General features: G+C 69.3%; 13 protein-coding genes and 1 pseudogene. 3 read left to right on the top strand and 11 right to left on the bottom strand.

All coding sequences use genetic code 11. The annotated features are described in order from the left end of the window. The 9 genes and pseudogenes from tuf to YU1_RS34325 form a co-directional block, all read right to left on the bottom strand. Positions 1 to 1,191, bottom strand: coding sequence for an elongation factor Tu (gene tuf / locus YU1_RS0105160; protein WP_029003157.1), 1,191 nt, complete (start codon positions 1,189 to 1,191; stop codon positions 1 to 3). A gap of 64 nt (positions 1,192 to 1,255) precedes the next feature. Beyond that, positions 1,256 to 3,331: an elongation factor G gene (fusA, locus tag YU1_RS0105155; protein ID WP_029003156.1), complete on the bottom strand. Its 2,076-nt coding sequence runs from the start codon at positions 3,329 to 3,331 to the stop codon at positions 1,256 to 1,258. 18 nt (positions 3,332 to 3,349) lie between these two features. Beyond that, positions 3,350 to 3,820 carry a 30S ribosomal protein S7 gene (rpsG, locus tag YU1_RS0105150; protein ID WP_029003155.1) on the bottom strand — a complete coding sequence of 157 codons (471 nt, stop codon included), beginning with the start codon at positions 3,818 to 3,820 and terminating at the stop codon, positions 3,350 to 3,352. Between the two features lie 17 nt (positions 3,821 to 3,837). Beyond that, entirely contained in the window at positions 3,838 to 4,209 is a 372-nt protein-coding gene (gene rpsL, locus YU1_RS0105145; RefSeq protein WP_012171083.1) for a 30S ribosomal protein S12, read from the bottom strand. A 460-nt stretch (positions 4,210 to 4,669) separates the two neighbouring features. Next, complete coding sequence (locus YU1_RS0105140) at positions 4,670 to 5,305, bottom strand: hypothetical protein (RefSeq protein WP_051356503.1); 636 nt, start codon at positions 5,303 to 5,305, stop codon at positions 4,670 to 4,672. Continuing rightward, on the bottom strand, positions 5,305 to 6,087 hold the full coding sequence (locus tag YU1_RS0105135) for a TPM domain-containing protein (protein ID WP_029003153.1): 783 nt from the start codon (positions 6,085 to 6,087) through the stop codon (positions 5,305 to 5,307). Before YU1_RS0105135 ends, YU1_RS0105140 begins: the two co-directional genes overlap by 1 nt. Before the next feature lie 23 nt (positions 6,088 to 6,110). After that, positions 6,111 to 6,734 (bottom strand): LemA family protein, encoded by a 624-nt coding sequence (locus YU1_RS0105130; RefSeq protein WP_051356502.1) that lies wholly within the window; start codon positions 6,732 to 6,734, stop codon positions 6,111 to 6,113. 118 nt (positions 6,735 to 6,852) lie between these two features. Next, positions 6,853 to 8,115, bottom strand: a complete 1,263-nt coding sequence (gene fabF / locus YU1_RS0105125; RefSeq protein ID WP_029003151.1) for a beta-ketoacyl-ACP synthase II — start codon at positions 8,113 to 8,115, stop codon at positions 6,853 to 6,855. A gap of 161 nt (positions 8,116 to 8,276) precedes the next feature. After that, positions 8,277 to 8,744: pseudogene (locus YU1_RS34325) on the bottom strand (winged helix-turn-helix transcriptional regulator); the annotation flags it as partial. 389 nt (positions 8,745 to 9,133) lie between these two features. On the opposite strand from YU1_RS34325, the gene YU1_RS0105115 reads away from it, so the two are divergent. Further along, positions 9,134 to 9,463, top strand: coding sequence for a GlpM family protein (locus tag YU1_RS0105115; RefSeq protein WP_029003150.1), 330 nt, complete (start codon positions 9,134 to 9,136; stop codon positions 9,461 to 9,463). Between the two features lie 29 nt (positions 9,464 to 9,492). Here YU1_RS0105115 and YU1_RS0105110 read toward each other — a convergent pair whose 3' ends face one another. Then, entirely contained in the window at positions 9,493 to 9,984 is a 492-nt protein-coding gene (locus tag YU1_RS0105110) for a MarR family winged helix-turn-helix transcriptional regulator (protein WP_084539670.1), read from the bottom strand. A gap of 75 nt (positions 9,985 to 10,059) precedes the next feature. Here YU1_RS0105110 and YU1_RS0105105 point away from each other — a divergent pair, with 75 nt between their 5' ends. Both YU1_RS0105105 and YU1_RS31780 read left to right on the top strand, forming a co-directional pair. Continuing rightward, complete coding sequence (locus YU1_RS0105105; RefSeq protein ID WP_029003148.1) at positions 10,060 to 10,398, top strand: antibiotic biosynthesis monooxygenase family protein; 339 nt, start codon at positions 10,060 to 10,062, stop codon at positions 10,396 to 10,398. 272 nt (positions 10,399 to 10,670) lie between these two features. Further along, positions 10,671 to 12,710: a Wzt carbohydrate-binding domain-containing protein gene (locus YU1_RS31780; protein ID WP_084539669.1), complete on the top strand. Its 2,040-nt coding sequence runs from the start codon at positions 10,671 to 10,673 to the stop codon at positions 12,708 to 12,710. Positions 12,711 to 12,758: 48 nt separating this feature from the next. On the opposite strand, the gene YU1_RS0105095 is transcribed toward YU1_RS31780, so the two are convergent. After that, positions 12,759 to 13,385, bottom strand: coding sequence for a ParB-like protein (locus tag YU1_RS0105095; RefSeq protein ID WP_051356501.1), 627 nt, complete (start codon positions 13,383 to 13,385; stop codon positions 12,759 to 12,761). Positions 13,386 to 13,407 lie beyond the last annotated feature (22 nt).

Below are 13,407 nucleotides of genomic sequence, written 5' to 3'. Positions count from 1 at the left end.
TCACTCGATGATCGAGGCGACGACGCCGGCGCCGACGGTGCGGCCGCCTTCACGGATGGCGAAGCGCAGCTTCTCCTCCATGGCGATCGGCACGATCAGATGCACGTCCACCGAGATGTTGTCGCCCGGCATCACCATTTCGGTGCCTTCGGGCAGCGTCACCACGCCAGTCACGTCCGTGGTGCGGAAGTAGAACTGAGGACGGTAGTTGGTGAAGAACGGCGTATGACGGCCGCCTTCTTCCTTGGTCAGGATGTAGGCTTCGGCCTTGAACTTGGTGTGCGGCTTCACCGAACCCGGCTTGCACACAACCTGGCCACGCTCCACGTCCTCGCGCTTCGTGCCGCGCAGCAGCACGCCGACGTTGTCGCCCGCCTGCCCCTGGTCCAGCAGCTTGCGGAACATCTCGATGCCGGTCACGGTCGTCTTCACCGTCGGGCGGATGCCCACGATCTCGACTTCCTCGCCGACCTTCACGATGCCGCGCTCCACGCGGCCGGTCACCACCGTGCCGCGGCCTGAGATCGAGAACACGTCCTCGATCGGCATCAGGAACGGCAGGTCCACCGGACGCTCCGGCTGCGGGATGTAGCGATCGACTTCCGCCATCAGCTTCAGAACCGCGTCATGGCCCAGCTCCGGAGACTTGTTCTCCAGCGCCATCAGCGCCGAGCCGCGCACGATCGGGATGTCGTCGCCCGGGAAGTCGTACTTGGACAGCAGCTCGCGCACTTCCAGCTCGACCAGCTCCAGCAGCTCCGGATCGTCGACCATGTCGCACTTGTTCAGGAACACCACCAGCGCCGGAACGCCGACCTGGCGGGCCAGAAGGATGTGCTCGCGGGTCTGCGGCATCGGGCCGTCGGCCGCCGACACCACCAGGATCGCGCCGTCCATCTGCGCCGCGCCGGTGATCATGTTCTTCACATAGTCGGCGTGGCCGGGGCAGTCCACGTGGGCGTAGTGGCGGTTCGCGGTCTCGTACTCGACGTGCGCCGTCGAGATCGTGATGCCGCGCGCCTTCTCTTCCGGCGCCTTGTCGATCTGGTCGTACGCGGTGAACGTCGCGCCGCCGGCTTCCGCCAGCACCTTCGTGATCGCGGCCGTCAGAGACGTCTTGCCGTGGTCAACGTGCCCGATGGTGCCGATGTTGCAGTGCGGCTTGTTACGTTCAAATTTGGCTTTGGCCATGGGACTCTCCGTTGGGTCTCTCTGGCGGTGATTTCTTGCGAAACGGTGAAGTCGAAGGTGAGGATCAGGCGTATTTCGCCTGAACCTCCTGAGCGACGTTCGACGGCACCTGCTCGTAGTGGTCGAACTGCATGGTGAAGGTCGCGCGGCCCTGGCTGAACGAGCGCAGGGTGTTCACGTAACCGAACATGTTGGCCAGCGGGACCATGGCGTTCACGACATTCGCGTTGCCGCGCATGTCCTGGCCCTGGATCTGGCCGCGGCGGGAGTTGAGATCGCCGATGACCGAGCCGGTGTAGTCCTCGGGGGTCACCACCTCGACCTTCATGATCGGCTCCAGCAGCACCGGGCCGCCCTTCTGAAGGGCTTCACGGAACGCCGCGCGGGACGCGATTTCGAAGGCCAAAGCGGACGAGTCCACCTCGTGGAAGGCGCCGTCGGTGAGCTGGACCTTCACGTCCACCACCGGGAAGCCCGCCAGCACGCCGGCGCCGAGAACGCTTTCCAGACCCTTCGAGACACCCGGAATATATTCCTTGGGCACCGCGCCGCCGACGATCACGCTCTCGAACTCGAAGCCCTTGCCGACTTCGTTCGGCTCAACCGTGAACTTCACCCGCGCGAACTGGCCGGTACCACCGGTCTGCTTCTTGTGGGTGTAGTCGACGTCGACCTTCTTGGTGAGGGTCTCGCGGTAGGCCACCTGGGGGGCGCCGATGTTGGCATCCACCTTGTAGGTGCGCTTCAGGATGTCGACCTTGATGTCGAGGTGCAGTTCGCCCATCCCCTTGAGGATGGTCTGGCCGCTCTCGTGGTCGGTCGACACGCGGAAGGACGGGTCCTCGGCGGCGAGCTTGGACAGCGCGATACCGAGCTTCTCCTGGTCGGCCTTGGACTTCGGCTCGATCGCGATCTCGATGACCGGCTCGGGGAATTCCATCTTCTCCAGGATCACCGGCTTCTCGGTCGAGCACAGCGTATCGCCGGTGCGCACTTCCTTGAGGCCGGCCAGGGCGACGATGTCGCCCGCATAGGCTTCCTTGATGTCTTCCCGGTTGTTCGCATGCATCAGCAGCATGCGGCCGACGCGCTCACGCTTGTCGCGGGTGGAGTTCAGGAGGCCCATGCCGGTCTCGAGCTTGCCCGAGTACACGCGGCAGAAGGTGATCGTGCCGACGAAGGGGTCGTCCATGATCTTGAACGCGAGAACCGAGGTCGGATCCTCGTCGTTCGGCAGACGGACGGTCTCTTCTTCGGTCTTGAAGTCGATGCCCTTGATCGCGCCGCGATCGATGGGGCTCGGCAGGTAGTCCACGACGGCGTCGAGCAAGGGCTGCACGCCCTTGTTCTTGAACGCCGAGCCGCAGAACACCGGGTTGAACTTGCGGGTCACCACGGCCTTGCGGATCAGGCGCTTGAGGGTCGCCTCGTCCGGCTCGGTGCCGTCGAGATAGGCCGCCATGGCGTCGTCGTCGAGCTCGACGGCGGCTTCCACCAGCTTGTTGCGGTATTCGGCGGCCTTGGCGGCGAGATCCGCGGGGATCTCCTCGTCATGGAACTTGGCGCCGAGGGCTTCGTCTTCCCAAACGACCGCCTTCATGCGGACGAGGTCGATGATGCCCTTGAAGTTGTTCTCGGAGCCGATCGGCAGCTGGCAGCACACCGGGTTGCCGGCGACGCGGTCGATGATCATCTCGACGCAGCGGTAGAAGTCGGCACCGGTCTTGTCCATCTTGTTGACGAACACGACGCGGGGCACGTTGTACTTGTCCGCCTGGCGCCACACCGTCTCGGTCTGAGGCTCGACGCCCTGGTTGCCGTCGAGCACACACACCGCACCGTCGAGCACACGCAGGGACCGCTCGACTTCGATGGTGAAGTCCACGTGCCCGGGGGTGTCGATGATGTTCAGGCGCTTGCCGTTCCAGAAGGCGGTCGTCGCAGCAGAGGTGATCGTGATGCCACGCTCCTGCTCCTGCGTCATCCAATCCATCGTGGCGGCGCCGTCATGGACTTCGCCGATCTTGTGGCTCTTGCCGGTGTAGTAGAGGATCCGCTCGGTGGTCGTGGTCTTGCCGGCATCGATGTGGGCCATGATGCCGAAGTTACGGTAGTCCTCGATGGCGTTAAGGCGCGGCATGACTGAGGTCCTCTCCGATCACCAGCGATAATGCGAGAAGGCGCGGTTGGCTTCCGCCATCCGGTGCGTGTCTTCGCGCTTCTTCACCGCGTTGCCGCGGTTGTTGGCGGCGTCGAGCAGCTCGGCGGACAGGCGCTCCACCATGGTCTTCTCGTTGCGGGCGCGGGCCGAGGCGATGAGCCAGCGGATCGCCAGCGTCTGGCGACGCTCGGTACGCACTTCGACGGGCACCTGGTAGGTGGCGCCGCCGACGCGACGGGAGCGCACTTCCACGGCCGGAGCGACATTCTCCAGGGCCTGGACGAACAGCTCCAGCGGGTCGTGCTTGGCCTTGGCCTCGACCACGTCGAGGGCACCGTAGACGATGCCTTCGGCAACCGACTTCTTGCCGTCACGCATGACGGAATTCATGAAGCGGCTGAGAATGATGTTGCCGTACTTGGCGTCCGGAATGACTTCGCGGCGCTCGGCTTTATGACGACGAGACATAGCTCAAGCTCCCCTTATCACTTCGGCCGCTTCGCGCCGTACTTCGAACGGCGCTGCTTGCGGTTCTTCACGCCCTGGGTATCCAGGACGCCGCGCAGGATGTGATAGCGCACACCGGGAAGATCCTTCACACGGCCGCCGCGGATCATCACCACGGAGTGCTCTTGAAGATTGTGACCTTCGCCGGGGATGTAGCCGATCACTTCGTAGCTGTTGGTCAGCCGCACCTTGGCGACCTTACGAAGCGCCGAGTTCGGCTTCTTCGGGGTCGTGGTGTAGACGCGGGTGCAGACACCACGCTTCTGCGGGCTCGACTGAAGAGCAGGAGCCTTGTCCCGCGCCTTCTGCGCTTCCCGCGGCTTCCGGATCAGCTGGTTGATCGTCGGCATGTAGCCTTCGCCTCGTCCTGACCTGCGGCTTTCGCCGCATTTTTGAAGTTTCGCGGCCCGATGGACCGCAACGGTTCGGTGACCGAGGTCACCAACGAAAAATTCGCACCGGCGGGGAATTCCCCATCGGCGGGACCACGACCGAAGACGCCCGAGCCACTGCTTGCACAGCGGGCGCGCCCCCGTTCGCGACAGAGGATCACGGAACTCAGCCCCCGAAAGGACGGCGCCGTGATCGTGCACCTGAAATGATCAGTGCTGTACCTGGCAGCGTTTCGGTTGTCTGATCGGGGCTTTGCCGGCTGCCCCGAAAGGCCGTCCAACACTGCCGCTCCGATCGCTCAGACACCGACGCCTGCCGCGAAAGTGGGTGGTGTCTAGCCTCCCGTTCGCCGTGCGTCAAGGGCTGGACGGGGTCGGCGGCGCCAAATTCGCGCAACGCAGCCCCGCGCGCCCCGCCTCAGCCGACGATCACATGGTCCGGCAGCGCGTTGCGATCGCCTGCGCGCTGCGGGAACGGCCCGCAAAGCCTGTCGCCGCAACGGGTCACGCCATCGACGAGGGCGGCCGTGACGTCGCCGCCGGCCGCGCCGCCCGAGACCGCCGCGCAAACCTCCTCGCACAGCCCCGGACCCAGTTTCTCGACGATGGCGGCGTCCGCGACCACCTCCACCAAGCGATCCGGCAGGCTCAGGAGAATCATGACGCCGGTGCGCTCCGGCGTCAAATGGATGCCCAGCGCCAGGAATCGGTCGAGCGCGGCGGCGCGGGCCGCCGCCCGGCGCGCCCGGCCGGGAATCACCCGCCGGGCCACGGGCGGCAGGGACAGCAGGCCGGCGAGCGCCAGGAAGATGAGCCCCTGCGCCGCCAGCAGCGCCACCGGGCGCAGCGGCACGGCGAGGATCAGCAGCCACGGCAGCGCCAGCGCCGCCAGCGCCGCCCACAGCGCCGGATAGAAGGAATGGGGAATCAGCGGCCGGGTGAGCAGCACCACGCGGATCTCCGCGCTGGTGCGCGCCTCCGCCGCCGCGATCGCCGCCTCGACCCGGGCCAGAGCGGCGGGAGCGAGCACCGCCTGAGGTTCCGTCGCCGCCATCACCAGCCTCCCGAGGCGCCGCCGCCGCCCGACGAGCCGCCCCCGCCGGAGAAGCCCCCGCCCCCGGACGAGCCGCCGCCGGAGCCCCAGCTCCAGGACGAGCCGGCGCCGGTGCCGAGGGCGATGCCCCGCCGCCCGCGTCCGCCGCCCCCGCCGCCGTTGCGGATGATGAAATAGAGCACCAGGATCACCACGACGAAGATGACGAACAGCATGAGGTCGTCATTCTCCGGCTGGCTGGCGGCGGCCTGCACCGCCCGGCGCTTGGCCTCTTCGGGGTCAAGGTTGAGAATCTCCAGCACCGCGTCGGCGCCGCGCACGATGCCGCCCGCCATGTCGCCCTGGCGGAAGGCGGGCAGGATGGTGGTCTGGATGATGGTGCTGGACACGGCGTCGGTGAGGATGCCCTCCAGCCCGTAGCCCACCTCGATGCGCACCTTGCGCTCGGCGGGGGCCACCAGCAGCAGCACGCCGTTGTTCTTCTTCTCCTGCCCCAGCTTCCAGGCGCGGAACAGCCGGTTGGCATAGTCCTCGATGGAAGTGCCCTGGAGCGAGGGGATGGTGGCGACCACGAACTGGTCGGTGGCCTTGGCCTCCTGCGCCGCCAGCTTGCCGTCGAGCTGCGCCAGGGTGGCGGCGTCGAGCACATGGGCTGCGTCCACCACCCGGCCGGAGAGGCGCGGGAAGGTCAGCTCCGCCAGCGCCGCCCCGGCGAGCGCGCACAGCGCCAGCAGCACGATCGCCGCGACCGCGGCGGCGCGCGACGGCATCGCGGTGGCCATGACGGCGCCCTGCCCGGCCCGGCTCAGAACTTGACCTTGGGCACCTGCATCTGCTGCTCGGAGATGGTGAAGGTCTCCATCGGCTTGTTGCCGCGATAGAGGGTCATCGCCCACAGCGCGCCGGGGAAGGTCTTCAGCTCGGTGTTATAGACCCGCACCGCCTCGATATAGTCGCGCCGGGCCACCGCGATGCGGTTCTCGGTGCCCTCGATCTGCGACTGCAGGGCAAGGAAATTCTGGTTCGACTTCAGGTCCGGATAGGCTTCCGACACCGCCAGCAGCCGGCCGAGCGCGCCGGAGAGCTGCGACTGGGCATCCTGGAACTGCTTGAACTGCGCCGGGTCGGTGATGGTGGAGGCGTCCACCTTCACCTGCGTCGCCTTGGCGCGCGCTTCCACCACGGCGGTCAGCACGTCCTTCTCCTGCGCCGCATAGCCCTTCACCGTCTCCACCAGGTTGGGGATCAGGTCGGAGCGGCGCTGGTACTGGTTCAGCACCTCGCTCCAGGCCGCCTTGGCCTGTTCCTCGGAGGTGGGGATGGCGTTGACGCCGCAGCCGGCGAGCACCAGGGCCACCACCAGCAGCAGGGACGGCACCCGCAGGCGGGAGGTGAGACCGAGGGCCGGGGAACTGAGGGCCAAGGACATGCGCTTGTCTCCTGAAACACGGGCCGACCCACAACCCGGCCGGCGGCGCCTCCTTATAGCGCGCCCACGACAGGACGGCCACGGCAGGACGGCCACGGCGGGCCGACGCCGCCACCGCTCACCCCCAGCGGCGGAACACCACGCTGGCATTCACCCCGCCGAAGCCGAAGCCGTTGGAGATGGCGTGCTCCATGGCCATGGGCCGGGCGGCGCCGGAAACCACGTCCACGCCCTCCGCCGCCGGGTCGGGGGTCTCGAAATTCAGCGTCGGCGGGGCGATCTGGTCGCGCAGGGCGAGGATGGTGAAGATCGCCTCCAGCCCGCCGGCGGCGCCGAGCAGGTGGCCGGTGGCCGACTTGGTGGCGCTCACCGCGATGCGCCCCTCGCGGCCGAACACCGCCTTGATGGCCTCCAGCTCGCCCACGTCGCCCACCGGAGTGGAGGTGGAATGGGCGTTGAGGTGCTGTACCGCGCCGGGGGCGAGCTTGGCCTGCCGCAGCGCCGCCTCCATGGCGCGCCGCGCGCCCTCCCCGTCCTCGGGGCCGGAGGTGATGTGATAGGCGTCCGCCGTGGTGCCGTAGCCGAGGATCTCGGCGATGGGCGTGGCGCCGCGCGCCAGCGCGTGCTCCAGTTCCTCGATCACCAGCACCGCGGCGCCCTCGCCCATGACGAAGCCGTCGCGGTCGCGGTCGAACGGGCGCGAGGCGCGCTCGGGCGTGGCGTTGAAACTGGTGGACAAGGCGCGGGCGGCGGCGAAGCCGCCCAGGCTGATGAGATCGACGCAGGCTTCCGCCCCGCCGCACACCGCGATGTCCGCCTCCCCGCCGCGGATCAGCCGCGCCGCGTCGCCGATGGCCTGCACGCTGGCGGCGCAGGCGGTCACCGGCGTGCCGATCGGCCCCTTGAAGCCGTAGCGGATGGTGATGTGCCCGGCGGCGAGGTTGGGCAGGAAGGACGGCACGGTGAAGGGCGACAGCCGGCGGATGCCGCGCTGCTCGGCGGTGCGCACGATGTCGACGATGGCAGGGAAGCCGCCGATGCCGGAGGCTATCACCGTGGCGGTGCGCTCGGCCTGCGCGGCATTCGCCGGCTGCCAGCCGGACTGCGCCACCGCCTCGGCGGCGGCGGCCAAGGCGAACAGGATGAAGCGGTCCATCTTGCGCTGGTCCTTGACGGAGACCGTGTCGCTCGGCTCGAAGCCGCCCTCGGCGTCCTCCGCGCGGCTCGGCACCAGGCCGGCGACCTTGGCGGGCAGGTCTTGCGCCCAGTCCGGCAGGGCACGCACCCCGGAGCGGCCGGCGCGCAGGCGCGACCACGCCAGCTCCGTGCCAATGCCCAGGGGCGAGACGACGCCCAGTCCGGTTACGACGATGCGGCGCATGATGGCTTCCTGTGAGGGGGATCGGTGGCGTCCGCGCCGGGGGCGCGGGAGTCTCTGTCGTCAGCGCCAAGAGCGCGGGAATCTCTGTCGTCAGCGCCGATGGCGCGGAGGTCCCCATCGCCAGCGCCGATGGCGCGGGAGTCTTTATCGTCAGCGCCGATGGCGCGGACGGCGGCAAGGCGGGTGAGCATGTCCGGGCCGGCCGCCGGCCCCGGCACCAGGGCGACGCCGGCGGGGGCGATGGGCCGCAGGCTGGCGGCATCCACCAGCACGGGCTCCAGCGGCCGGGCGGTGCCGCGTTCGGCGAACAGCAGCGCCGCGCCCTCCGGGGCCAGGTGCCGGTTGCCCCATGCCACCAAGGCGGCGATGACGGGAAAGAAGTCCCGCCCCTTCCCGGTCAGCACGTAATCGTCGCGCGGCGGCCGCTCACAATAGCGGCGGCGCTCCAGCAGCCCGGCCTCGGTGAGATGGGCGAGCCGGCGCGACAGGATGTTCGGCGCGATGCCGAGGCTCTTCTGGAATTCATCGAACCGGGTGAAGCCGTGGAAGGCGTCGCGCAGGATGAGGATGCTCCAGCCCTCGCCGACGCACTCCAGCGCCCGCGCCGCCGGGCATTGGGCGCTGGGCACCGGCTTGCCGGATGCCGGATTGCCGGATGCCGGATTGCCGGATGCCGTGTTGGCGGGCGCCGGTTCGCGGGGGATGGCCCCGCCGGACGCGGACGCATCGGGAGCAAGCTTGGCCTTCATCGCAGCGGGGTCTAAGCGAGTTACTATCAAAACGCAAGTCGGCGTGCACCGGCGTGGGCGGTGGGGCGCGGCGTGGGCAGCGGGGCGCCGAGGCCTCCCGTGGGGTCGCCTTCGCCTGACCGCACGCGGGCGCTGCGCCGGAGCCTGACGCCGGCTATGTAGGCGCCGGCCGCCGGGGACGCGAGTCCCGCGCCCCTGACGCCACCGCCCACGGGGCGGGATGATCCCCGCGCCTCGGGCGGCGGGCGGGACGAGAGAGGAACGCGGGCATGGACCTGATCTGGAAGGGCGTCGCCGGCGGGCTGGTGACGATGCTGATCGCCTATCTCTCGAAGAAGGGCGCCACCCTGCCCGGTATCCTGCCGCTGTTCCCCACCTTCTCCATCATCGCCTTGCTGATCATGGGCGCGCGCGGCGACCTCGGGGCCCTCCAGGTCTCCTGCCTCGCCAGCGCCCGCACGGTGCCGGCCTATCTCGCCTTCCTGGTGGCCTGCTATCTCGCCCTCGGCCACATGGACTATCGCCTCGCCATCGGCGTCGGGCTGCTGGCCTGGGGCGCGACGCTGGCGGTGATGTTCCTGCTGCCGGAGATCGTCTGAGCGGCGCGCCCCGCCGGGCCGCCCTCCCCTCAGCCGCCGGCCGGCGGCTCCGCCCGCTCCAACAGGCGGCGCAGCGCCGCCAGGGTGCGCGCGGCCTGCGCCGCGTCCGCCCCGCCAAGGCCCGCCGCCAGCCCCTCGGTCCAGGGCAGCCGCCGCGCCTCCGCCGCCGCATGCAGGTCGCGCCCAGCGGCGGTCAGCCGCACCAGCGTCGCCCGCCGGTGCGCCGGGTTGGCGGCGGCCTCCAGCAGGCCGTCCCGTTCCATCTCATTGACCAGCCGCTGCACCGACTGGCGCGACTGCCCGAGGATGCGGGCCACGTCGGAGACAGTCAGCGGCGCGGCGCTCGCCGCCACCGTGCCGAGCACCTGCCAGCGCGCGCTGGACAGGCCCAGCCCGGCCATCAGCGCGTCGCCGGCGGCGATCAGCCGGCCGTGCAGGCGCAGCACCTCGTAGATCAGCAGGCCGGTGGCGTGGGTGGGGTCGGGGTCGGGGTCGGGATCGGGATCGGGCGGCGACGTCATGGGCCGATCCCTAGCACATTGACAATATGTTGTCATAGACGCGAGAATGACAACATATTGTCAATGGAGAGTCCCATGCGCCCGATCCAGCCGCACGCCCCGGTCTACCGGCTCGACACCTTCACCGTCCCCGAGGCCTCGGTCGCCGCCTTCGCCGCCTTGGTGAGCGAGACCCATGCGGTGCTGCGCGGCCAGCCCGGCTTCCTGCGCGACCTGGTGCTGGAGCAGGTGGCCGGGCCGGGAGCCTGCAACATCGCCACAGTGGTGGAATGGGCGGACGCGGCGAGCTACCGGGCGGCGGCGCAGGCCATGGCCGCGCGCCATGCGCAGACCGGCTTCGACCGCGCCGCCACGCTCGCCCGCCTGGGCGTCGTCGCCCAGATCGGCAGCTACCAGAGCCGGGAGGCGGCGTGAGCAGCCGCGCCGGGCGCGCCTCATCGGCCGGCGTCCGGCAGGCAATCGCCCGCCGCGCCGGAGGCGGCGCCCTCCACCGGTATCCGGCCGCCCACAGCGCCAACTACGGCACCTGAATACGGATGATGGCATGAAATGTATCTGCGGATGAAAATACCTCCGGTCCATTTCACGCGCGCGTTCCCGCTTCCGGGCGACTTGATATTGCGCCTCTACAGAACCTAAGCTGCCGCACGACTCCCATCGGCAACATCTGCCAGAGGTATGATCTCGTGCCGCAACCGATCCGAGCCTTCGATGGCCGCGTGATCTTCGACCATCTGCCGAAGACCGCCGGGCAGGCCGTCAACAGATGGTTTTCGGATACGCTCGGCAGCGGCTGCGTTTCGACCAACCTCGTCGGTGACCATCACGCGCTGATCCGAACCTATGGCGGCATGTATTCCGTCATATCGGCGCATATCGAATTCAATGATACGCCGCTCGATCCACGCTACAGATACATCACTTGCCTGCGCGAGCCGGTGGATCGCGCCGTTTCATGGCTCTATTACGTGTTCGAAAACAAGGACACGGTAAATCCAAGACTGTGGCAGTCGGTATCGCGCTTCCTGGAATCGGACGGGGCGGACTACGATCTCTATATGAACCCCATCATCCGGGATACTTACGTCTGCCATTTCACCGGCATCTACAATCCCCAGCTCACCGGCGAGCAGGACCGGATTGATTACGCGCTCCAGGCGCTGGACGCCTATGACGTCGTCGGCTTCTACGAGGATCTGGACGGCTTTCTGGGCGATATCTCCGCAGCGTTTCGGATCGGCGATGGGCGACCCCTGGCGGTGGTCAACAAGACCGGCCATCGCCCGGGCGCGCAGGACATCTCCCCGGCCCTGCGCGCCCGGATCGAGGCCCTCAACGCCCTGGACCTGGACTTCTACCGCCGGGCGCGCGAGCGCCACCTCGGCCACCGGCCGGCGCTAGCCCCGCAGCCCCCGCCCTGGGCCCGCTACGAGACGCCGCCGGCGAAGCAGATCCGCAGCGTGGCCGACCTCAGCCTGCTCGCCTTCACCACCGACGCGGAAGCGGCGATGGCGAGGGGCGAGGCGATCCAGTTCGAGCTGGAATTTTCCCTGGCGCGGCCGTGCGGGGAGCTGATCGTCGGCTTCACCCTCACCGATCCCGACGGCCGGGCGGCGTTCGGCACCGACACGCGGCTGCTCAAGCGCCCGCTGCTGGAGCTGGAGGCCGGCTGCTTCCATGTAGGCTTCACCTGCGTGCTCGACCTGCCGGACGGCGCCTACGCGCTCAACATCGCCGTCGACGAGTGCCGCGACGGCGTGGATTTCGCCATGGCCCGATGCGAGGGCCTGTGTACGTTCGACGTCGCCCGCCTCGCCCGCACGCCGCAATGGATCGGCACCAGCTTCCTGCCCACCGACTTCACCTTCTCCTTCCTGCGCCCTTCCGTCATCTCGCCCATCGCCGATGCCGCCGGCGGCATCGAGATCGGCCCGATGCCGGGCGCCGTCCTTGTCGGCGAGACCATCGAGGTGCCGTTCCGCCTGGTGAACCGCTCGGCGCAGATCTGGGCCGGCACGCTGCTCAACCCGGTCCTGATCTGCGGCCGCTGGCTCGACCAGCCCGACGGCGGCGAGGGCGGCGGCCCCGTGCTCTGGCAATCGCCGCTGGTGGGCGAGGTGCGGCCGGGCGAGCGCCTCGACCTGCACATGGCGCTGCCGGCGCCCGCCACGCCCGGCCGTCACGCCCTCATGCTCACCCTGGTGCAGAAGGACGGCCCGGCGTTCGAGCATCGCGGCTTCGTGCCCGGCGTCGCCGACATCGAGGTCCACAGCGCCGACCACTGGGCCTATGCCGGTTCCGACGCCCGGCGGGCCTATTCCCTGGTGGGCGCCCGGCACGGCCCGGCCCTGGCCAGCACCGGGATCGAGGGCGTCCTGATGTACGGCCCCTATCTGCCGCTGCCCGCCGGCCGCTATCGCCTGCGCCTGGAGGGCAGCGGGCCGCGCGCCCGGGGCCACGCGACGCTGGACATCGTCCACCGGGCCGGCGCCGCCGGCCTGGCGACGGCCGATTTCAGCGACACCGTGCCCGGCGAGACCGGCGCGCTGGCGGAGATCGTCCTCGGCCTGGACGAGGACGTCGAGGACCTGGAGATCCGCGTGCTGGTGTCGGCGGAGGCGGAGGTGGCGATCCACCGCGTGACCCTGGCGCCGGAGCCGGCAGATGCGGCGGCGCCGGGCGAGGTCCCCGCCGCCCCCTGGCGGTCGGCGGCCGGGGGCGGCTGAGCCGGGCGGGCCTCGCCCCGGCCGGCGCGCCTCCGCGTGAGCGGCCGGTCAATCCTTGGGGCGCGAGCCCTGGTAGCCCGGCAGGTCCTGCGCCTCGTCCAGATGGGCCAGCTTGACGGCCAGCTCGCGGGCGAGGTCAAGGTCGGTCTCGATCAGGCGGCGGGACATGAAGGAGCGGAAATACTCGCCCCACATGAATTCCTTGAACGGCGTCTCGTCATCGTCCCGGAACGCCGGGCCGCGCACCGCGCGGGCGAGCGTGCGCCAGGGATTGTCGGTGAGGTCGCGCACATGGTCGGGGATGCGGGCATAGGGCCGGCGGTTGCCGTCGGCATCGATGGGCCAGCAATTGCCCTCCCGCTCCATCTCCTCCCAGAAGGCGTCCCGGTCCAGCCGCGAGCGGTCCACCAGCTGGTCGAGGTCGAGATAGACGCTTTTGTAGCCGGCCATCAGCGCCGCCCGGCACAGATGGTGGTGGTCGATGAGATAGAGCTGCTGGCCAGGGCCGAGGACGCAGGGGATGGCCTTCCTGCGCAGCAGCGCCTCCACCTCGTCCTCGCTCATGGCCATCATCTTCTTCGCCCGCCGCGCCACCTCCTCCATCCCGAGGGTGAGCTGGGTGGGGTGGAGGTCGTCGATGGCCACCGCGCGCAAATGGGAGGGCAGGCTCGCCATGGGGTGCTCGTCCGCGCTGGAG

Origin of the sequence: Azorhizobium doebereinerae UFLA1-100 (assembly GCF_000473085.1) — a bacterium.
Lineage (GTDB): Bacteria > Pseudomonadota > Alphaproteobacteria > Rhizobiales > Xanthobacteraceae > Azorhizobium > Azorhizobium doebereinerae.
This window is presented reverse-complemented; position numbering and strand designations above follow the sequence as displayed.